This is a genomic window from Polaromonas sp. (assembly GCF_029945925.1).
Classification (GTDB): domain Bacteria; phylum Pseudomonadota; class Gammaproteobacteria; order Burkholderiales; family Burkholderiaceae_C; genus Polaromonas.
Map to the genome: position 1 here is coordinate 1 of NZ_JAQSDN010000052.1, position 19,241 is coordinate 19,241.

Genomic DNA, 19,241 nt, shown 5'->3' on the forward strand with positions numbered 1-19,241 from the left:
GCAACAGCCGAAGGATATCTCAAAAGTGAATTTTTAAGTTAGCGCTTATGGGACTCGATCCGGGATCCATGCAGCATAACCACCGCTGCGAGTGCGCCAGCATGGATTGCGGCTCAGGGCCGCAATGACAACTTAGCGCCGCCCGCCCTAGCCGAGAGCCCAGCGCGCGATGGCCACCGTGGCAGCCCCCGCCACGGCGGCCGCCAGGTCGTTGCGCACCAGCTTCATCACCAGCCCCACCGCCAGCAGGGCCAGCAGTTCGGGCAGCTTGCCCGAAGTGGCTGCCGGCGTCACGATGCCGACCATCACCGACAGCGGAATGGCCTTGAGCGCGGCCTCCACACGCGGCGTGATGCGCACGTAACCCATCAGCAGGAAACCGCTGATGCGGCAGGCGAAGGACGCGAGCGCCATGCCCACCAATGCCAGCAAAAAGGTCGATTCAACGGCCATGGCGCCACGCTCCCATCAGTCCACCCGCGACACCCGCGCCGACGATGTACCAGGCGCCCGGCAGCAGCCGGTGTAGCACCAGCGCCACCAGCCCTGCCGCAGCCACCGGCCACAGGTCGGACTTGCCGCGCCACAGCACCATGCCGATGGCCGCGGCAAACGCCACCAGCATGAAGTCCAGCCCGAAGGCCGCCGGATTCGGCACATTGCCCGCCAGCAGGTGGCCCACCAGCGTGCCGCCGATCCAGGGCACAAACATCGCCACGCCGGAGCCGAACACATACCCCGCGTCACGGTAGCCGGTTTCGTACTCGCGCATCGCCATCGCCCAGTTGCCGTCCCCGAGGAAAAACAGCGAGCCCCAGCTCTGGTGGCGCGGCAGCCCGGCCAGCCAGGGCTGGATGGCCGCACCGTAGAGCACATACCGCGCGTTCATCACCAGGATGGTGACGATGACCGGGGTGACCGCGGCCGTCGCCGTCCAGCCCTGCAGCGCCGCCAGTTGCGCGCTGCCTGAATAGACCGCGGCGCTCATCAGCATGGCCTGCAACCAGGTCATGCCGCGTTCGCTGGCGAGCACGCCAAAGACCATGGCGTAGAGCGTCACGCCCGGCGCCAGCACCTGGGCGGCGAAGAAGCCGCGTCGCACACCGGCCGAGGTGAAACTGACCGGAGCCACTGGCGCCGTCAACGCCCCACCACCAGGCGGATGGCCGGCAACACCTGCTCGGTTTCGGCCCGGCGCTCCAGCGCCATGCGCAAATTCATCTGCGCCACTTCCGTGTGTTCGACCGCCAGCGCCTGCGCACGTGCGCCCTCACCGGCCTTGAGCGCAGCGAACAGCATGTGGTGCTGGCGATGCGCGTACAGCATCCAGTCGCGGTCCAGCGTGACCGTGCCCTGCATGGGCAGCATGGCCGAGGCCGGCGCAAACGGCAGCTTGTCGTTGAGTTCGACAGCACGCTGCAGCGCCCGGTTGCCGCAGGCCTGCAGAATCAGCGCATGGAAGCGGTCGTTCATGGCCGCGTAGTCGGCATAATTTTCGTAGGTCAGCGGGTTGGCCGCCAGCGCGCTGTCCCCGTCGTCCAGGCAGGCCTGCAGGTCCAGCTGCAATTGGCGCGACACGCCGTGTTCAGCCACCAGGCGCGCCGCCATGCCTTCCAGATGCCCGCGCACGGCAATCGCGTCGGCCACCTCACGCGGCGTGAACTGGCGCACCAGGAACTTGCCGGTCTCGTTGGCCTCGACCAGTCCCTCCTGCTCCAGCGTCACCAGCGCGGCGCGCACGGGGGTGCGCGAAGCGCCCAGGCGTTCGGCGAGCTGCTGCTCGGCCAGGCGCTGGCCGGGCCCGAATTCGCCGCGCAGGATCAGGTCGCGCAACTGGATCAACACGGTCTCTTGCAAGTTCATGAAGCGGAATGTACACTGAAATCAAATTTCGGTATACCGTTTTAGACAAAGGCTCACCATGAACGCAGAACAGAATGATTTGATCACCCGTGTCGGCCCCGGCACGCCCTGCGGCGCCCTGCTGCGCAGCTACTGGCAGCCGGCGGCGCTGGTCGATGAATTCAACCCGGCGCTGGACCCGCGCATGGAAAAACGCCCGGTCAAGGCCGTGCGCCTGATGGGCCAGGACCTGGTGCTGTTCCGCGACGACCAGGGCAGCTACGGCCTCCTGGACCGCGACTGCCCGCACCGCGGCGCCGACCTGTCGTTTGGCCGGGCCGAGGGCGACGGCCTGCGCTGCCCCTTCCACGGCTGGAAGTTCAACGTGTCGGGTCAGTGCCTGGACACCCCGGCGGAACCGACGGGCAGCAAGCTGTGCGAGCGCGTGAAGCAGCGCAGCTACCCGGTACGCGAACAAAGCGGTGTGCTTTTTGCCTGGATGGGACCGGAAGGCTCGACCCCGCCCCCGTTGCCCGCCTTCGACTGCTTCACCGCCCCATCCACCCACAGCTTTGCCTTCAAGGGCCTGTGGAATGCCAACTGGCTGCAGGCTTTTGAGGTCGGCATCGACCCGGCGCACCCCTCCTTTCTGCACCGCTTCCTGCAGGACGAGGCGCTGGAGGACATCGGCCAGAATGCGGCGGGCAAACAGTTCCGCAGCGCCAGCGCCGGCGCCATCGACGGCGAGCAATGGCCGATGACACGCATCATGCGCGAGTTCGCCCAGCCCGAGATCAGTGTTGAGAACAAACCCTGGGGCATGCAGCTGACGGCCTTGCGCCCCATGAACGACAAGCTCACGCATGTGCGCGTGACCAACGCGATTTTCCCGGCCACCTTCGTGATCCCGCTGTCGGAAACCATGACCATCACGCAGATGCATGTGCCGGTGGATGACACCCATACCTACTGGTACTCCTTCTTCACGAGTTTTGCCGGCCCGCTGGACAAGGAGAGCATGCGCGCGCAGCGCCAGCAGTTCATCTCGCTGCCCGACTACATTCCGAACGCGGGGCGCCACAACCACTGGGGCTTCAATGCCGAGGAACAGCGCACCCAGACCTACCTGGGCATGGGCGAGGAAGACATCAATGTGCACGACCAGTGGGCGGTCGAAAGCATGGGCGCCATCCAGGACCGCACCCGCGAGCACCTGGGCACCTCGGACAAGGTGATCATGGCGAACCGGCGCGCCCTGCTCAAGGCGATTGCCACCGTGCAGGAAGGCGGCGTTGCACCGGGCATCGCTGATGCAACGCAGGCCGAACTGATGCGCGGCCCGGACACGGTGGACGGCATTGCCCCGGCCGGCGAATGGCCGGCCTGGTGGCAGGAACAGGCCCGGGCCAAGCAGGCCAATGCACCCTGGAGGGGGAGCCCTCACCCCTGCCCTCTCCCACGGGGAGAGGGGGTCGACACCGAGCCTCTGGGCCCCTCTCCCTCCGGGAGAGGGCTGGGGTGAGGGCCGTGCCGACCTTCGCAGAGCAATGCGGCATCCACGATGCGGCGCGGCAACGCGCGCTGGCGCACACCGCGCAGCTGATGGACGCCAGCGGTGTCGAGCTGGTGCGTTTTGCCTGGTGCGACATACACGGCATGCTGCGCGGCAAGACCCTGGTGGCCGGCGCTGCCGCCGGGGCCATGCAGGACGGCGTCGGCATGGTCAGCACCCTGCTGCTCAAGGACACGTCGGATCGCACCGCCTTCAAGGTTTTCGAGGCCGGCGGCACGGCCGGCTTGCCGGGCTTCGAGTTCGCCAGCAACCTGCTGCTGCTGGCCGACCCCGCCAGCTTTCGGCAACTGCCCTGGGCACCGGCCACCGGCTGGGTCCAGGCCCAGCCCTGGATGCAAGACGGCACGGCCGTCGAACTGGACACGCGGCGCATTTTGCAGCGCGCCCTGGGGCAGCTGGCCGAGGCCGGTTACGGCATGAAATGCGGGCTGGAAATCGAGTTTCACATCTACCGCATCACCGACGACGGGGCCGGGGACCAGCTGGACCCGGAGCAGGCGGCCTGGCCTGGCCTGCCGCCCCGGGTCGCGATGATCCACCCCGGCTACAACCTGCTGGCAGAGAACTGCGTCGATATGGCCGACGAGCCGCTGCGCATCGTGCAGCGCACGGCGCAGGCGCTGGGCCTGCCCCTGCATTCGCTGGAAATCGAGCTGGGCCCCAGCCAGGTCGAAGCGGTGTTCGAGGCCACCGACGCCTTGACCGCTGCCGACAACATGGTGCTGTTTCGCAGCGCGGTGAAGCAGGCGCTGCGCCGCGCCGGCTACTACGCCACCTTCATGTGCCGACCACCGTTTCCGAACATCATGTCCAGTGGCTGGCATTTGCACCAGTCGCTGGTGGACTTGCAGACCGGTGCCAACCGGTTCCAGCGTGAGGCACCCGCAGCAGGCACCCGGCCGACCGACGCGCAGTACACGCTCTCCCAACTCGGGGAGCACTACCTGGCCGGGCTGCTGGAGCACGCACGCGGCATGACGGTGTTCTGCACGCCAACCATCAACGGTTTTGGCCGCTTCCGGCCGAATGCGCTGGCGCCGCAGTCGGTGCTCTGGGGCCGCGACAACCGCGGCGCCATGCTGCGTGTGGTGGGCCAGTGCCAGGACAAGGCCACACGCATCGAAAACCGCATCGGCGAACCGGCCGCCAACCCCTACCTCTACCTGGCGTCGCAGATTCACGCCGGGCTGGACGGCATCCGCCGCGGGCTCAGGGCGCCGGTGGCCACCAATGCACCCTATGGCGACGCCGGCACCCGCATCCCGACCAGCCTGGGCGAGGCGCTGGACGCCCTGCAGGCCGACCCGGTGCTGGTGCAGGCTTTTGGCGAAAGCTTCATCCACTATTTCACGCGCATCAAGCAGTCGGAAATCGCGCGCCATGAACAGGCCGAAGACAAGGACGACTGGCAGCGGCGCGAATATTTCAGCCGCCTCTGATGTTCAAATCACCCATGATTACTATCAATTTCATAGCTGCTGGCGCACAACCCATAAGGGCTAGAGGCAAGATTGGCCAAAGCCTGATGGAAGCGGCGGTGGCCGCCGGCATCACCGGCATCGCGGCCGACTGCGGCGGCACCCTGACCTGCGCGACCTGCCATGTGATGGTGCACGAACCGTTTGCCAGCCAGTTGCCGCCGGCCGATGGCGAGGAGCGGGCCATGCTGGCTTTCACGGCGGTACCAGCCACGCCCGCCAGCCGGCTCAGCTGCCAGATCCGCTTGAGCCCCGCACTCGACGGTTTGACGGTAGAGTTACCGGCCAGCCAATACTGACGGCCTCATTCCACCAAGCACAGGACAACCATGATTCTCGAACTCGCCGACATCCGCATCCAGCCCGGCCAGCAAGCCGCTTTTGACGAAGCCATCCAACGCGGCCTGACCACCGTGATCGCGGGCGCCAAAGGCTTCCAGGGCTTCAAGGTCAACAAGGGCATTGAAAGCCCCGAGCGGTACGTGCTGCAGATTTTCTGGGAGAAGCTGGAAGACCACACCGTCGGTTTCCGGGAGTCGCCGGCTTTCGCCGAGTGGCGCGCCATCGTCGGGCCGTTTTTTGCCGGCCCGCCGGTGGTCGAGCACTTCACGCTGCTGGCCAAATCGGCCTGAGGGCGCGGGGCCTCGGGCAAGCCAGGCTCAGGCCATGTCCTCGTGGCCGGCGATCAGCTTGCCGATCAGCGCACCGAACTGCTTGCGCTCGGCAGCACTCAGGGGCTCCATCAGGCGCGTCTGGACCTTGCTGACGGCCCGCTTCATCTGCAGCGCGACTTCTTCGCCTTCCGGCGTGACCCAGAGCAGCTTGCGCCGCTTGTCCGACGGATCCGCCTCGCGCCGCACCCAGCCTTTGGCCTCGAGCCGCCCTATCACCGAACCCGAGGTGGCGGCATCAAAGGCCACCCGCCCCGCCAGCGTGACCTGGTCTTCGCCGGGGTCGTCCATCAGGGCGTTGAGAATCGCGAACTGCACCGGCGTCACGTCAAAGCCGGCCGTTTCGTCCATGAACAGGGCGATCGACAACTGGTGCGCGCGCCGGATCTGGTGCCCCGGCGCTTCGCCGAAATTGAAACTTTTAGCCATGGCCGGAGTTTAAGGGAGCGCTGAACAGGTCCTAGCGGATGTGCGGCAGCCGGATCGGGAGGGGATGCAAGGCGGATGCGCCGCAGTGGGCCCGCCCAGCGCTCCCCAAGCTCAGGGTAATCACTGTACGGATTGATAATAAGTATACTTATCATCTACCCAACCCTCCCCTACAGACACTGGACTCACCGTGACATCTCCCCACCCCATCCTCATTGCCGGCGGCGGCATAGGCGGCCTGGCGACGGCCCTGGTCCTGGCGCGCGACGGCCACGCCGTGACGGTTCTGGAACAGGCCACCAGCTTCGGTGAAATCGGTGCCGGCATCCAGCTCGGTCCGAATATTTTCAAGATGTTTGCCTGGCTCGGCCTGACCGATGTGGTCAGCAAGGTCTCGTTTTTCCCGCCCGGCCTGGGCATGAACGATGTGCGCACAGGAGAAAAAGTGGTGCGTGTGCCGCTGGGCGACGTTTCCCGCGCCACCTACGGTTTTCCCTATGGCGTCATTTACCGCGCCGACCTGCACCAGGTGTTTCTCGACGCCTGCCGGGAACTGCCCAACATCACGCTGCGCACCCAGGCGAAGCTTGAGTCTTTCGAACAGACCGCGGACAGCGTGCGTGTCCGCCTCGCCAGCGGCGAAACCCTGCCGGGCGTGGCGCTGATCGGGGCTGACGGCCTGTGGAGCAAGGTGCGCGAAGCGGTGGTCGGCGACGGCAAGCCCCGGGTGTCCGGCCACATTGCCTACCGCGCGGTGCTCAAGCGCGAGGACGTTCCCGCTCACCTGTGGAGCGACGACGTGCTGCTCTGGGGCGGCGAAAAAACGCACCTGGTGCACTACCCGTTGCGCCGCGGCGAACTGTTCAACCTGGTCGCGGTGTTCCACAGCAGCAAGTACGACGAAGGCTGGAACACCTTCGGTGACCCGGCGGAACTGACAGAACGGTTCCGCGACGCCTGTCCACAGGTCCGGGAGCTGCTCGGCAAGATCGAGACCTGGAAAATGTGGGTGCTGTGCGACCGCGAGCCGGTGAAGAACTGGACCGACGGGCGCGTGACGCTGCTCGGCGACGCGGCCCACCCGATGCTGCAGTACCTGGCCCAGGGCGCGGGGCAGGCGATCGAAGACGCGGTGGTGCTGTGCGAAGCCCTGCGCTTTGCGCGCGACGATGTGCCGCTGGCTTTCCAGAAATACCAGCAGGCCCGCTACCTGCGCACCGGAAGGGTGCAGTTGACCGCGCGTTTCTATGGCGACATTTACCATGCCGCCGGCGTGCAACGCGAGCTGCGCAACCAGCTGTTTCAAAGTGGCAACGAAAGCGCTGGATTTGCAGGACTGAAGTGGATGTACGACGGGATCGAGCCGTCAAAACTGTTCCAATAACAAGCTTTCATCAATGGAGGTTTGCATGAACATTTTCAGACTCGCTACTGTATTGATAGCAGCATTGGCACTGCCCGTAATGGCTACAGCTCAAACTACGCCAAAGAAGCCGGTGGCCAAGGAAGCGGCGCCGGTGACCGCCAACTGGCCAACGCGGACCGTCAAGCTTCTGGTGGGTTTCCCCGGTGGCTCCACCCCGGACATGGCCGCACGCACGCTGGCCGAGCCGCTGTCGCGCGCACTGGGCCAACCGGTCATCGTGGAAAACCGGCCCGGCGCCTCGGGCAACATTGCTGCCGACCTCGTGTCCAAGGCGACCGATGATCACACCCTCGGCGTGGTGATCAACGGCAACCTGACTTCGGCCAAGATGCTGTATTCCAGGCTGCCCTATGACCCGGCCAAGGACTTCACCCCCATCTCGCTGCTGACCACCGCACCGCTGGTACTGGTGGCACCGGTGAACCAGCCGTCCGGCAACGACTTCTTCCTGGCCGCCCGCAACGCCGGTGACAAATGGAACTATGGCTCGGTTGGCAACGGTTCGGTCGGCCATCTGGGCATGGAACTGCTCAAGACCAAGGCCGGCAATCTGGCTGCCGTGCATGTTCCCTACCAGGGCAACCCACAGGTGATCACGGCGTTGCTCGGCGGCCAGATCCAGATGGCACTGGTGCCGCCCGGCATCGCGCTGCCGCAGATCAAAGCCGGCAAACTCAAGGCCATCGGACTGACCAGCGGCCGCAGTGCGCTGGCAAGCGAAATCCCCTCCTTGTCCGAGGCCGACGTACGCAACCTCAACCTTGAAGTCTGGACCGCGCTGGTCGGCCCGGCCAGGCTGTCAAAGGCAGCGCAGGCGCGCCTGGCGCAGGAAGTGCCCCGCATCATTCGCGACAATGAGACGCGCCAGAAGCTGTTCAACCAGGGCTGGCAGGCGGTGGGTACCTCGCCTGAAGGCCTGAGCAGCCGCATCCGCAGTGAAACCGCCATCATGGGTGGCATCATCACGATGCGCGGCATCAAAATTGACTGAGGCTGTCTGAAACCCGCCATGAGCTTTATCAACGAGCCCGCGCGCTCCCTGCCTGTTTACGGCGAATTCGATGTTGTCGTGATCGGTGGCGGGCCGGCCGGCCTGGCGGCCAGTGTCAGTGCCGCCAAACATGGCGCGCGCACCCTGCTGGTCGAGCGTTACGGTTTTCTGGGCGGCATGGGAACGGCCGGCGGTGTCACCAATTTTGCGGGGCTGTATGGCCGCAAAAACGGCGAGATGCAGCAGCTGGTGCATGGGGTGGTGGACGACCTGCTGGCGCGCATGGACGCGCTGGGTGGACTGAACCAGCCGCAGGACGGCATGGGCGGCCGCATCCGCGTGCGCTCCTACGATGTCTCGGCCTACAAGTGTGCGGCCGACCAGATGCTGGTGGCCAGCGGTGTGCAGCTCCTGTTTCACGCGTGGGCGGCCGCAGTGCTGATGGACGGCCATGCCATCACGGCCCTGGTGGTTGAAACCAAATCCGGCCGCCAGGCGATCCGGGCGCACCGCTTCATCGACTGCTCGGGGGATGCCGATGTGGCGCATTTCGCGGGCGTGCCTTTCGAGCTCGGTGACGGCCACGGCAGCGCCCTGTTTCCGTCCACCATGTTTCGTGTCGGTCATGTCGATGCCGGGCCGGCGCTGGCGGCGGTCGGTGAGTTCAAGGCCATCAACGACCTGATGGAACAAAGCGAAACGCGCCATCCGGGGCGCTACCAGTTCCCGCGCAAGGGCGCCATCCTGCGTCCGCAGAAAAATCCCGCCGAGTGGCGCGCCAATGTCACGCAGATCCGCAACGCGGCCGGCAACGCGATGGACGCCACCGACGCGCGCCAGCTCAGCGAGGGCGAACTCGAAGGACGGCGGCAGATCACCGAATATTTCCGCTTTCTCAAAAACGAGGTGCCCGGGTTTGCAGACTCGTCCATCATTGACATCGCGCCCCAGGTCGGCATCCGCGAAACACGCCGCATCTGCGGGGCCTACATGCTGACCGGCGAGGACATCCTGTCTTCGGCGCGTTTTTCCGACGTGATCGGCATCAACGCCTGGCCCATGGAAATGCATGTGGACGGCGCCATCAGCTGGGGCTTTCCGCGCGATGAAAACCGGGTCTACAACGACCTGCCCTGGCGCATGCTGGTCACGCGCGAGGTGGACAACCTGCTGGTCGCCGGCCGCTGTGCGTCCATGGCCCACGAAGGCCAGTCGGCAGCGCGCGCCAGCGGTGGCTGTTTTGTGATGGGCCAGGCGGCAGGCACCGCCGCTGCACGGCTAGCTGATGGGGCGGCCTTTGCCGCCACCGATGTCGCCCGTCTGCAGCAGGTGCTGCTGGACGACGGTGTTTATTTTGACCGCTGAAACCGCGAAACGGAACCAGACCATGGACATAACGCCCCCCGCCGGCAATACCCGCCAGACCTTTTATGAAGCGATACGCGCACAAAACATGACTCCCCTGTGGGAGGTGTTGCATGCGCTGGTGCCCCCGCAGCCGGCCACGCCCTGCGTGCCGGCCTTCTGGGCCTGGGACAAGGTCCATCCCTGGCTGATGCAGTCCGGCGAACTGATCACCGCCGAAGAAGCCGTGCGCCGCGTGCTGATCCTGGAAAACCCCGCGCTGCCGGGCCAGTCGTGCATCACGCAGTCGCTGTATGCCGGCCTGCAACTGATCCTGCCCGGCGAAATCGCGCCCAGCCACCGCCATACCCAGAGTGCGCTGCGTTTTGTCGTCCACGGACGCGGCGCCTACACTGCGGTGGACGGTGAACGCACCACCATGGCGCCCGGTGATTTCATCATCACGCCCAGCTGGACCTGGCATGACCATGGCAACCTGGGCGCGCTGGAAGGCGGCGAGCCGGTGGTCTGGCTCGACGGCCTGGATATTCCCATGCTGCGTTTTTTCGACGCCGGCTTTGCCGAGAACCACACCGAACGCGTGCAGGTGGTCACCCGGACCGAAGGCACCAGTTACCAGCGTTACGGCGCCAACATGCTGCCGGTGCGTTACGACGCCCCGTTCGGCCAGACTTCGCCGATCTTCAGCTATCCTTATGAACGTACGCGCGAGGCATTGCACACGCTGGAGCAACAGGCACCGATTGACGCCTGGGACGGCGTGAAGCTGCGTTATGTGAACCCGGCGACCGGCGGCTCGCCGATGCCCACCATGGGCACCTTCATGCAACGTCTGCCGGCCGGTTTTTCCGGCCTGCCCTGGCGGCAAACCGACGGCGCGGTGTTCAGCGTTGTCGAAGGCCACGGCTCGGTGCTGATCGGCCCGGCCGGTCAGGAGCAGGCCTTTGAGTTCGGTCCGCGCGACCATTTTGTGATCCCGTCGTGGCACACCGCCCGGCTGCGCTCGGCGCAGGGCTGTGTGTTGTTCAGTTTTTCAGACCGCCCGGTGCATCAGGCACTGGGCATACACAGAGAAGAGAGGTTGTCATGAGCTTTGTTTTTACCCCGCCGCCGGTGGTGTCCGTCCCCGTTGTCGGCACCACCGAGCGCTTTCCGGTGCACCGCATCTATTGCGTGGGTCGCAACTACGAAGAGCATGCCAAGGAGATGGGTTTTACCGGCCGCGAGCCGCCGTTTTTCTTCCTGAAGCCTGCCGACGCGGTGGTGGTGGTGGACGCCGGTCAGACCGGCACCATCCCCTACCCCAGCCTGACCAAGAATCTGCACCATGAGATCGAACTCGTGGTGGCCATAGGCACGGGCGGCAAAAACATCAAGGCCGCCGATGCGCACAAGCACATCTTTGGTTATGCCGTGGGCCTTGACATGACACGCCGCGACCTGCAGGGCGACATGAAGAAGCAGGGGCGCCCCTGGTGCATCGGCAAGGCCTATGACCACTCCGCACCGATCGGCCCGATCACACCGGCCGCCAAGGCCGGCGATGTCGCCCATGCCGAGCTGTACGTGCAGGTCGATGGCAAGGACCGCCAGCGCAGCAATGTGTCCAAGCTCATCTGGAACATTTCCGAGACCATTGAACACCTGTCCGCCGCCTGGGAGCTTCAGCCCGGTGACCTGATCTACACGGGTACGCCCGAAGGTGTGGCGGCCGTGGTGTCGGGCGACACCATGGTCGGCGAAGTCAAGGGACTGGGCACATTGACCGTCAAGGTGGCCTGATCGCGTGCCGGGCGCTTGCGCGCTTTTCGCGCAAGCGCTCCGATCATCGCGCAAATACCCGGCGCCTTGCGGGTATCCCGCCTGCCCCGTCCGTCCGGGCCCCCGGATAATCTCCACCATTGCGGCGCCGGGCCTTCCGGTGCGCCCTCCGTCCCCACCCGCCCGATCCCTGGGAGATCCCCGTTTGAAAATCCTGCAGAACCTTGCAAAGCTTTGCGCCATCCTGGCGGGCCTGTTGTTAACCGGCATCACCCTGATGACCTGCTTCAGCCTGATAGGCCGCAACACCACCGGCGCCACGCTGGTCGGCGATTTTGAGCTGACCGGCGTCGCCACCGGGGCAGCCATCGCCCTGTTCATGCCTTATTGCCAGCTCCAGCGCGGCAACATCATCGTGGACTTCTTCACCACCGGGCTCAGCCACGAGACCAACGCCAGGCTGGACCGCCTGGGCGCCTTGTTGCTGGCATTGGTGTTCGCCTTCCTGGCCTGGCGCACCACACTCGGCGGCCTGAATTCCTACGAGACCCATTCCGAAACGCAGATCCTGGGCTTTCCCGTGTGGACCGTTTACGTGGCCATGGTGCCGGCTTTTGTCCTGACGTCGGTGATCGGGCTCTACCAGAGCCTCTTCGGCCTCGGTGGTGATGTGGGAGCGCACGCATGACCGCCATCACGTTGACCCTCCTCATCTTTGGCGTCATGCTGGGCCTGATGGCGCTGCGGGTGCCGATTTCGATCGCCATGTTTGCAGCAGGCGGCATCGGCTACGTGACGCAAACCGGCTGGGCGCCCTTCTCCAGCTTTCTCAATACCCAGGCCTTTGCCCGCTTTGCCAGTTACGACCTGTCGGTGATTCCGCTGTTCATCCTGATGGGCCATTTCGCGACCCAGGGCGGCATCAGCAAGGCGTTGTTCCAGTTTGCCGCCAGCACCATGCGCCACTTCAAGGGCGGGCTGGCCATGGCCTCGGTGCTGGCGAGCGCGGCCTTCGGCGCCATCTGCGGTTCCTCGGTTGCCACCGCCGCCACCATCACCAGCGTGGCCCTGCCCGAGATGAAACGCCACGGCTACTCCGGGCGCCTGTCCACGGCCACGCTGGCCGCCGGCGGGACGTTGGGCATCCTGATTCCACCCTCGGTCCCGCTGGTGATCTACGCCATTTTGACGGAGCAGAACATTGCCAAGCTGTTTGCAGCAGCCATGGTGCCGGGCCTGATCGCCATGCTGGGCTACATCACCGCCATCGCCATCTATGTGCGCCTGGTCCCGGGCCAGGCGCCGGAGGTCGATACCGACAGCGAAGGGATCTCGCTGCGCGCTGCGTTGGCCGTCCTGCCCATCATCGTCATTTTCCTGCTGGTGTTCGGTGGCATTTATGGCGGCTACTTCACGCCGACCGAGGGTGCGGCGGTCGGCGCGGCAGCCACCTTCGTCGCGGCATTGTTCAAGCGGGAACTGACCTGGGCCAAATTCCTCCGCTGCTTTTATGCAACGGCGGAGAGTTCGGCCATGATTTTCCTGATTTTCATCGGTGCCGACCTCATGAACTCGGCGCTCGCGCTGACCCAGGTGCCCAACCAGCTGGCTGAAGTGGTCGGCAGTTGGGGCTTGCAGCCGCTGATGGTGGTCACCGCCATCCTGCTGTTTTACGTGGTGCTGGGCGCTGTCATGGACGAGCTGTCCATGCTGCTGCTGACCATTCCGATCTTCTTTCCGATGGTCATGGCGCTCGATTTCGGCATGCCCAGGGAGTCCGTCGCGATCTGGTTCGGCATCATGGTGCTGATGACCGTCGGTTTTGGACTGCTGGCACCGCCGGTGGGCCTGAACGTCTACGTCGTCAACAGCATGGCCAAGGACGTACCCATCAGCGAGAGTTATCGCGGTGTCGTGCCCTTCCTGATCAGCGACGCCCTGCGGACCGCGCTGCTGCTGTTCTTCCCCGGCATCTCGCTGTGGCTTGTAAAGTACATCAGCTAGCCCCCCCATCAGGGCAATCACGGGTTCACAAACGTTTCTTCCTGCATTAATTTACAACCACCCTTACCGGAGACAACACATGATTCAGCGACGCACTCTTCTCAAAACCGGCGCAGCGGCTGCGCTGGGCGCACCCGCCCTGTCGGGCCTGGCCCAGCAGGCGGTCACCCTGAAGTTCCACACCTTCATGTCCCCAGCCTCCAATGTCTGGCTGGGCATGCACAAGCCCTGGATGGAGAAGGTCGAGAAAGAGTCGGGCGGCCGCATCAAGTTCGAGGCCTACCCCGCCATGCAGCTGGGCGGCACGCCGGTGCAGCTTTACGACCAGGCCAAGGACGGTGTCGTGGACGTGGTGTGGACCCTGCCAGGCAACACCGCGGGCCGCTTCCCCCGCATCGAGGCTTTTGAGCTGCCGTTCATGATGTCCAATGCCGAAGCAACGTCCAAGGCCTACTGGGAATACGTGCAGACCATGGCCCCGGATGAATTCAAGGACACCCAGGTTCTGGCACTGCACGTGCACGGCCCGGGGGTGATTCACACCGTCGACAAACCCGTCCGGTCCATCGCCGACATGCGCGGCCTCAAAATGCGCGCGCCGACCCGTCAGGTCACCAAGCTGATGGGCATGCTGGGCGCCATCCCGGTAGGCATGCCGCTGCCGGCCATCACCGATGCGCTGAGCAAAGGCACCATCAATGGCTGCGTGATTCCGTGGGAAGTCGTGCCCTCGGTCAAGGTCAACGAGCTCACCAAATTCCATGCCGAGTTCGATCCGGCAGGAGGCAGCCTGTACACCACCACCTTTGTGATGGCCATGAACAAGGCCAAGTACAACTCGCTGGCCCCTGACCTGAAAAAAGTCATCGACAACAACTCCGGCATGGCCACCTCCGCCTGGCTGGGCAAGGTCCAGCAGGGCAACGACGTCCCGGGCCGCAAGACCGCCAGCGACCGCGGCAACACGATCTACACCGTGAGCCCGGCGGAAGCCCAGGAATTCCGCCGCAAGTCACGCACCGTGGAAGTCGAGTGGGTCGAGGACATGAACAAGCGTGGGTTCGACGGCAAGAAATTGCTGGACACGGCCCGCAGCCTCATCGAGAAGCACACCAAAACCACCAAAGCCTGAGCGCAGGCGCCTGGAACAAAGGGCTCCCTCGGGAGCCCTTTTTGGTTTCAAACTAAACTTGTCCCATGTACCGCAGTCCCATCAAACATTGCAGAAACTGCGGCACCGCGGTGACCTACCGCATACCAGATGACGGTGACACCCGGGAGCGGGCCGTCTGCCCGGCCTGCGGCACCATCCACTACGAAAACCCGCTCAATGTGGTCGGCACCGTGCCCCACTGGGGCGACAGGGTATTGCTGTGCAAACGCAACATCGAACCACGCTGGGGCAAATGGACACTGCCTGCGGGCTTCATGGAGCTCAACGAAACCACGTCGCAGGGCGCCGCACGCGAAACCGACGAGGAAGCCGGCGCACAGTTTGAAATGGAAGACCTGTTCAGCGTGATGAATGTGGAACGTGTTGGCCAGGTCCATCTCTACTACCGCGCACGGCTGCTCAGCGACCAGTTCCATCCCGGACACGAAACGATCGAGGCCCGGCTCTTCACCGAAGCCGAAATTCCCTGGGATGACCTGGCATTCAGAACCGTGAAAGAAACGCTGGCCCGCTATTTTTCAGACCGCCGCCAGGGCGCTTACAGCATCCATGTGATCGATATCGCATGAGCTTTCGCCAGGGAGCCTCCGGCGCCCGGTCTCAAGGTAAGCAAGTGCCTCATTCGGCCTGAGCGTCACTTAGAATTTCCTCAGCCAGACGCTCGCTCCGCAACACTTTCTGACCGGCCTGCCGGCCGCCCACCCCTCTGACACCCCACACCGGAATTTCATGTTCAAAGCCGCTTCTTTTTTCCGCATTGCCGACGACTTCGCCCTGCCGCCCCTTGAGGCACTGGAAGAAACACTTCAGACGACCCGATTCATGCCCTGTGGCGCCACCCAGGCCGAGTCCAGCGGCTGGGTGCCCCCGCGCGGCAACAAGAGCACGGTGCTGGCCGAAAGCGTCGGCCCGCAGCTCATCCTGCGCCTGTGCACCGAGCGCCGGCCGCTACCCGCCTCCGCCGTCAAGGACGCCGTCGAGCAGCGCATTGAAAAGTACAAGCAGGAAACCGGTCATGAACGCGTGGGCGCCAGGATCAAGAAGGAGTTCAAGGAAGAAGCCATCCTCGACCTGCTGCCGCGCGCCTTCACCAAACGCTCGTCCACCACCTTGTGGGTAGACCCGGTCAACAAGTTCCTGGTCGTGGACTCCGGCAGCCTGACCGGTGCCGACAAGGTGGTGAGCCAGCTGCTGGAAGCGCTCAGCGGGATACCAGGCTCCGGTGCAGGCCTCATGGCACGGCCCGTGCAGACCACGATGTCGGCCGCGATCGCCATGGCGCATTGGCTTGCCAGCCGGGAGGCTCCCGTCGGCTTCACCATCGACCGGGACTGCGAACTCAAGATGCCCGACGACCAGAAATCAACCGTCCGTTATTCGCGCCACGCACTGGAGATCGACGAAGTTGCCGAACACATCGCCGCGGGCAAGGTGCCGACACAGCTGGCCATGACATGGAACGACCGTGTGTCCTTCGTGCTCACCGACATGGCCCAGATCAGAAAACTCAAGCTGCTCGACGTGGTGCTGGACGGCGTCCAGGACAAGGGCAAGGACGACGACGGGTTCGATGCCGATGCCGCCATCGTGACGGGTGAGCTGTCGGCCCTGATTCCCGACCTGCTGGAAGCACTGGGCGGCGAGCTGGCGCACGATGCGGCCGCCGCCCAGCCGGGCGCTGCGCAGGCCCCGCAACCGGTGCCCGATCCCGCCATCGCCATCGCCTGAAGATACCGGCCAGCCAGACCAGTCCCCGACCTGGGCCACCCTCCCCCATGCGGCGGGTGGAGTTCAGTTCGATTGGCCCAGCGTGAAAAAGAAGGTGGCGCCGCCGTTCGGTTTGCCTTCTGCCCAGACGCGGCCGCCATGACGCTCAATGACCCGCTTCACCGTGGCCAGCCCGATGCCGGTACCGGGAAAGTCTCCGGGCGAATGAAGGCGTTCGAAGGTGCCGAAAAGCTTGTGGGTGAAAGCCATGTCAAACCCGGCACCGTTGTCCTTCACATAAAAGACGGTGTCACCCCCGGCGTCCAGCTGGCTGCCCACCTCAATGCGCGCCTGCGGCTCCTTGGCGCTGAATTTCCAGGCGTTGGCCAGCAGATTTTGCAGCACGGCTGACAGCAGGCGAGGGTCACCGTGCGCGGTCAAACCGTCATGAATGTTCACCTGGACCTGGCGCTCGGGCTCCCGCTCCCGGCAATCGTTTTCGATTCGCCGCGCAACGGCCGACAGGTCGACACGCTCCGACTTCAGTTGCTCGCGCGACAGGTGGGCAAGGGTCAGCAGGCCCTCGATCAACTCGCCCATCTGCATGACCCCGACGCCGATCCGGTTCAGGTAGTGTTTGCCCTTTTCACTGATGTGCTCCGCGTCTATTTTGGCCAGCAACTGGCTGAACCCGTGGATGGTATTGAGGGGAGAGCGCAGGTCATGGGAGACGGAATAGGCAAAGGACTCCAGTTCCTTGTTCGCCGTTGCCAGCTGGGCAGTGCGCAGCAACACCCGGTCTTCAAGTTCGCTGTTGAGGCCGAGGATTTCCTGCTGTTGCTGCCTGCGCTCCGAGACGTCGCGCTCCACCGCCACCCAATGGGTGTGCCTGCCGGTCTCGTCGGTGATGGGCGTGACATCAATCTCCAGCCAGAGTTCCCTGCCTGCCTTGGTGTAGACGACCACCTCGGAACGCACACGCTCCCACTTTTCCATGGCGGCGCGAATCCGGTCCAGCTCGGCATGCTGGGTCTTGGGTCCCCACAGGAGCCTGGAGGTATTTCCGATCACTTCGAAGCGGCTGTAGCCGGTGTGGCGCTCAAAGGCGTCGTTGACAAAAACAATGCGTGGACCCGCATCGTCGAAGGCCTCTGCCTCCGTGATGACCACCATGTCGTTCAGGCGGGAGACCGCCGTTTCAAGCAGCCGCAATTGCGCATGTTCCAGGCGTCTTTGCGTGATGTCCTGAAAATAGACAGCAATTCCCGACTCAGTGGGGTAGACGTGGATATCGAACCAGGTTTCCAGCGGCTGGTAAAAGGTTTCAAAGCGGGTCGTGCGCTGCTCATCAACGGCCAGTCGGGCTTCACGCTCTATCGCGCCCGCCATGGTCTCGGGGAACTCCTGCCAGAGGAGCTTGCCCAGGAGGTCTGTCCGATGGCGCTGGAGCATGCGTTCCGCCTGTCCATTGAGGAAGGTGAATTTCCAGTCCTTGTCGATCAGGCAAAAGCCGTCCGTGATGCTCTCCAGCGTGGTGGCGAGCTGTGTCTCCAGCGCACGCGTATGGGCCTCCGCGGCCTTCTGCTCCGAGATGTCCTGGAACGCCCCCTGAATGCGGACAATCTTTCCGGAAGCATCCCGCACCGCCTCGCCGAGCGAACGCACCCAGATGCGCCGGCCCTTGGCGGTCATCTTGGGAAGCACAAATTCATAAGGCGTGCCGTGCTGCACGCAAGCCTCCACATGCTGGATGACGAGGGGCCGGTGCTCCGGAAGAAAGTAGCCAATCCCCTCTTCCAGCGTCGGCTTGTAACCCGGTGGCACGTCGTGGATCAGACAATTTTCCACCGACCAGGTCAGCACGCGCTCGGGCAGGTCAATCGTCCATCCGCCAAGGCGCGCGACCCGGCCGGCGATGCGGGTCATGAAGATATCCTTCTCCAGAAGTTCCGCCGCCTGTTTCAGCTCGTCGATGTCGGTCAGGGTGCCCAGCCATTGGATCGTCTGGCCCGTGGCATCCCGCTGCGGGAGTGCGCGGCACAACATCCAGCGGTAAACACCGTCGGCACGGCGCAGCCGGTATTCGATCTCGCAGGGCTGGCCGCTTGCGAGAGCCTGCTTCAGAAGCCGGGATCCACGCAGGTCGTCATCGGGATGAACCAAGCCGGTCAAGCCACGGCCGAGGCTCTCCTCCATGAACAAGCCGGTGTAGTCCAGCCAGCGTTGATTGAACCAAGTGTAGGTGCCATCCGCCCGCATCACCCAGACGATCTGGGACATTGCGTCAGTCAGCAGGCGAAACTGCGTTTCGCTCACGTACTGAACCTCATCCAGACACATGCCCGTGGCGTGTCCACGGTGACTGGCCTGCCCGGGCCATCAACCATGCTGGCCCAGGATTCGGCCTGTGAAATTCTCTGATGGATCGCCTTCATAAGCCAGCTCTTTCGTGGGTCGCCTTCTGCGTGGCGGAGAACATCTCCATGCAAACAGGACACCGCGCCGGTGCGTTCGGCACAAGGGTTCAACGCAACGCTTTCGCGCTTTCGCGCTTTCGCGCTTTCGCGCTTTCGCGCTTTCGCGCTTTCGATCAGTTTAGCGCCTGACGTGCCAGCGCCCGATGTTTTACAGAACCTTGCCCCTATTTCCGAGCCTGGGTTTGACTGCCGCTGTCAGACCGTGTGTGCCTGTCAAGCGCGAGCGATTGATTCGCCCATGAAAAAGGCCTCCAAATATCGCTACTTGGAGGCCTTCGTCAGAACCAATGGTCGGTGTGAAAGGATTCGAACCTTCGACCCCTTGCACCCCATGCAAGTGCGC

Annotated in this window: 20 protein-coding genes; 15 read left to right on the forward strand and 5 right to left on the reverse strand. The window is 64.2% G+C overall.

All coding sequences use genetic code 11. The annotated features are described in order from the left end of the window. Nucleotides 1-147: 147 nt before the first annotated feature. From PSV40_RS18250 to PSV40_RS18260, 3 genes are read right to left on the reverse strand one after another with little or no spacing between them, the layout of a single operon-like run. Nucleotides 148-453, reverse strand: a complete 306-nt coding sequence (locus PSV40_RS18250; protein WP_300540423.1) for an AzlD domain-containing protein — start codon at nucleotides 451-453, stop codon at nucleotides 148-150. Beyond that, nucleotides 443-1,144 carry an AzlC family ABC transporter permease gene (locus tag PSV40_RS18255; protein WP_300540425.1) on the reverse strand — a complete coding sequence of 234 codons (702 nt, stop codon included), beginning with the start codon at nucleotides 1,142-1,144 and terminating at the stop codon, nucleotides 443-445. The genes PSV40_RS18250 and PSV40_RS18255 overlap by 11 nt, the downstream gene beginning before the upstream one ends. Beyond that, nucleotides 1,141-1,863 carry a GntR family transcriptional regulator gene (locus PSV40_RS18260; RefSeq protein WP_300540427.1) on the reverse strand — a complete coding sequence of 241 codons (723 nt, stop codon included), beginning with the start codon at nucleotides 1,861-1,863 and terminating at the stop codon, nucleotides 1,141-1,143. The genes PSV40_RS18255 and PSV40_RS18260 overlap by 4 nt, the downstream gene beginning before the upstream one ends. Before the next feature lie 58 nt (nucleotides 1,864-1,921). Between PSV40_RS18260 and PSV40_RS18265 the strand changes: the two genes are divergently transcribed. The 4 genes from PSV40_RS18265 to PSV40_RS18280 are packed head-to-tail and all read left to right on the forward strand — an operon-like array spanning nucleotide 1,922 to nucleotide 5,525. Then, nucleotides 1,922-3,364, forward strand: a complete 1,443-nt coding sequence (locus PSV40_RS18265; RefSeq protein ID WP_300540429.1) for a Rieske 2Fe-2S domain-containing protein — start codon at nucleotides 1,922-1,924, stop codon at nucleotides 3,362-3,364. Between the two features lie 5 nt (nucleotides 3,365-3,369). Further along, complete coding sequence (locus PSV40_RS18270) at nucleotides 3,370-4,854, forward strand: glutamine synthetase family protein (RefSeq protein ID WP_300540431.1); 1,485 nt, start codon at nucleotides 3,370-3,372, stop codon at nucleotides 4,852-4,854. Nucleotides 4,855-4,868: 14 nt separating this feature from the next. Next, the gene (locus PSV40_RS18275; protein WP_300540433.1) at nucleotides 4,869-5,192 is read left to right on the forward strand and encodes a 2Fe-2S iron-sulfur cluster-binding protein; all 324 of its coding nucleotides are present in this window, start codon (nucleotides 4,869-4,871) and stop codon (nucleotides 5,190-5,192) included. Between the two features lie 30 nt (nucleotides 5,193-5,222). Then, the gene (locus tag PSV40_RS18280) at nucleotides 5,223-5,525 is read left to right on the forward strand and encodes an antibiotic biosynthesis monooxygenase (protein WP_300540435.1); all 303 of its coding nucleotides are present in this window, start codon (nucleotides 5,223-5,225) and stop codon (nucleotides 5,523-5,525) included. 27 nt (nucleotides 5,526-5,552) lie between these two features. Here the strand turns inward: PSV40_RS18280 and PSV40_RS18285 are convergent, their stop codons facing one another. Continuing rightward, on the reverse strand, nucleotides 5,553-5,993 hold the full coding sequence (locus tag PSV40_RS18285) for a MarR family transcriptional regulator (protein ID WP_300540437.1): 441 nt from the start codon (nucleotides 5,991-5,993) through the stop codon (nucleotides 5,553-5,555). Nucleotides 5,994-6,183: 190 nt separating this feature from the next. Here PSV40_RS18285 and PSV40_RS18290 point away from each other — a divergent pair, with 190 nt between their 5' ends. The 10 genes from PSV40_RS18290 to PSV40_RS18335 all read left to right on the forward strand — a co-directional run bounded on the left by PSV40_RS18290 (nucleotide 6,184) and on the right by PSV40_RS18335 (nucleotide 16,442). Beyond that, a complete protein-coding gene (locus tag PSV40_RS18290) occupies nucleotides 6,184-7,377 on the forward strand; it encodes a 3-hydroxybenzoate 6-monooxygenase (RefSeq protein WP_300540439.1) in 1,194 nt (397 codons plus the stop codon). Nucleotides 7,378-7,402: 25 nt separating this feature from the next. Then, nucleotides 7,403-8,410, forward strand: coding sequence for a tripartite tricarboxylate transporter substrate binding protein (locus tag PSV40_RS18295; protein ID WP_300540441.1), 1,008 nt, complete (start codon nucleotides 7,403-7,405; stop codon nucleotides 8,408-8,410). An 18-nt stretch (nucleotides 8,411-8,428) separates the two neighbouring features. Then, the gene (locus PSV40_RS18300; RefSeq protein WP_300540443.1) at nucleotides 8,429-9,775 is read left to right on the forward strand and encodes an FAD-dependent oxidoreductase; all 1,347 of its coding nucleotides are present in this window, start codon (nucleotides 8,429-8,431) and stop codon (nucleotides 9,773-9,775) included. A gap of 22 nt (nucleotides 9,776-9,797) precedes the next feature. Beyond that, the gene (gene gtdA / locus PSV40_RS18305) at nucleotides 9,798-10,865 is read left to right on the forward strand and encodes a gentisate 1,2-dioxygenase (RefSeq protein ID WP_300540445.1); all 1,068 of its coding nucleotides are present in this window, start codon (nucleotides 9,798-9,800) and stop codon (nucleotides 10,863-10,865) included. Beyond that, nucleotides 10,862-11,557 carry a fumarylacetoacetate hydrolase family protein gene (locus PSV40_RS18310; RefSeq protein ID WP_300540447.1) on the forward strand — a complete coding sequence of 232 codons (696 nt, stop codon included), beginning with the start codon at nucleotides 10,862-10,864 and terminating at the stop codon, nucleotides 11,555-11,557. Before gtdA ends, PSV40_RS18310 begins: the two co-directional genes overlap by 4 nt. 184 nt (nucleotides 11,558-11,741) lie before the next feature. Further along, nucleotides 11,742-12,224 (forward strand): TRAP transporter small permease subunit, encoded by a 483-nt coding sequence (locus tag PSV40_RS18315; protein WP_300540449.1) that lies wholly within the window; start codon nucleotides 11,742-11,744, stop codon nucleotides 12,222-12,224. Continuing rightward, a complete protein-coding gene (locus tag PSV40_RS18320; RefSeq protein ID WP_300540451.1) occupies nucleotides 12,221-13,540 on the forward strand; it encodes a TRAP transporter large permease in 1,320 nt (439 codons plus the stop codon). Before PSV40_RS18315 ends, PSV40_RS18320 begins: the two co-directional genes overlap by 4 nt. 79 nt (nucleotides 13,541-13,619) lie before the next feature. After that, nucleotides 13,620-14,672 (forward strand): TRAP transporter substrate-binding protein, encoded by a 1,053-nt coding sequence (locus PSV40_RS18325; RefSeq protein WP_300540452.1) that lies wholly within the window; start codon nucleotides 13,620-13,622, stop codon nucleotides 14,670-14,672. A gap of 65 nt (nucleotides 14,673-14,737) precedes the next feature. Then, complete coding sequence (locus PSV40_RS18330; protein WP_300540454.1) at nucleotides 14,738-15,283, forward strand: NUDIX hydrolase; 546 nt, start codon at nucleotides 14,738-14,740, stop codon at nucleotides 15,281-15,283. Nucleotides 15,284-15,443: 160 nt separating this feature from the next. Continuing rightward, complete coding sequence (locus tag PSV40_RS18335; RefSeq protein WP_300540456.1) at nucleotides 15,444-16,442, forward strand: recombination-associated protein RdgC; 999 nt, start codon at nucleotides 15,444-15,446, stop codon at nucleotides 16,440-16,442. Between the two features lie 63 nt (nucleotides 16,443-16,505). On the opposite strand, the gene PSV40_RS18340 is transcribed toward PSV40_RS18335, so the two are convergent. Further along, on the reverse strand, nucleotides 16,506-18,737 hold the full coding sequence (locus PSV40_RS18340; protein WP_300540458.1) for a PAS domain S-box protein: 2,232 nt from the start codon (nucleotides 18,735-18,737) through the stop codon (nucleotides 16,506-16,508). A gap of 104 nt (nucleotides 18,738-18,841) precedes the next feature. Between PSV40_RS18340 and PSV40_RS18345 the strand changes: the two genes are divergently transcribed. Beyond that, the gene (locus PSV40_RS18345) at nucleotides 18,842-19,027 is read left to right on the forward strand and encodes a hypothetical protein (protein ID WP_300540460.1); all 186 of its coding nucleotides are present in this window, start codon (nucleotides 18,842-18,844) and stop codon (nucleotides 19,025-19,027) included. Nucleotides 19,028-19,241 lie beyond the last annotated feature (214 nt).

What these genes read in the sequence shown, in the direction of transcription:
- PSV40_RS18310 (WP_300540447.1), top strand. Translation starts at nt 10,862, where the DNA reads ATGAGCTTTGTTTTTACCCCGCCGCCGGTGGTGTCCGTCCCCGTTGTC.
- gtdA (WP_300540445.1), top strand. Translation starts at nt 9,798, where the DNA reads ATGGACATAACGCCCCCCGCCGGCAATACCCGCCAGACCTTTTATGAA.
- PSV40_RS18260 (WP_300540427.1), bottom strand. Translation starts at nt 1,863, where the DNA reads ATGAACTTGCAAGAGACCGTGTTGATCCAGTTGCGCGACCTGATCCTG.
- PSV40_RS18335 (WP_300540456.1), top strand. Translation starts at nt 15,444, where the DNA reads ATGTTCAAAGCCGCTTCTTTTTTCCGCATTGCCGACGACTTCGCCCTG.
- PSV40_RS18345 (WP_300540460.1), top strand. Translation starts at nt 18,842, where the DNA reads ATGGATCGCCTTCATAAGCCAGCTCTTTCGTGGGTCGCCTTCTGCGTG.
- PSV40_RS18320 (WP_300540451.1), top strand. Translation starts at nt 12,221, where the DNA reads ATGACCGCCATCACGTTGACCCTCCTCATCTTTGGCGTCATGCTGGGC.
- PSV40_RS18300 (WP_300540443.1), top strand. Translation starts at nt 8,429, where the DNA reads ATGAGCTTTATCAACGAGCCCGCGCGCTCCCTGCCTGTTTACGGCGAA.
- PSV40_RS18325 (WP_300540452.1), top strand. Translation starts at nt 13,620, where the DNA reads ATGATTCAGCGACGCACTCTTCTCAAAACCGGCGCAGCGGCTGCGCTG.
- PSV40_RS18265 (WP_300540429.1), top strand. Translation starts at nt 1,922, where the DNA reads ATGAACGCAGAACAGAATGATTTGATCACCCGTGTCGGCCCCGGCACG.
- PSV40_RS18250 (WP_300540423.1), bottom strand. Translation starts at nt 453, where the DNA reads ATGGCCGTTGAATCGACCTTTTTGCTGGCATTGGTGGGCATGGCGCTC.
- PSV40_RS18295 (WP_300540441.1), top strand. Translation starts at nt 7,403, where the DNA reads ATGAACATTTTCAGACTCGCTACTGTATTGATAGCAGCATTGGCACTG.
- PSV40_RS18285 (WP_300540437.1), bottom strand. Translation starts at nt 5,993, where the DNA reads ATGGCTAAAAGTTTCAATTTCGGCGAAGCGCCGGGGCACCAGATCCGG.
- PSV40_RS18280 (WP_300540435.1), top strand. Translation starts at nt 5,223, where the DNA reads ATGATTCTCGAACTCGCCGACATCCGCATCCAGCCCGGCCAGCAAGCC.
- PSV40_RS18275 (WP_300540433.1), top strand. Translation starts at nt 4,869, where the DNA reads ATGATTACTATCAATTTCATAGCTGCTGGCGCACAACCCATAAGGGCT.
- PSV40_RS18330 (WP_300540454.1), top strand. Translation starts at nt 14,738, where the DNA reads ATGTACCGCAGTCCCATCAAACATTGCAGAAACTGCGGCACCGCGGTG.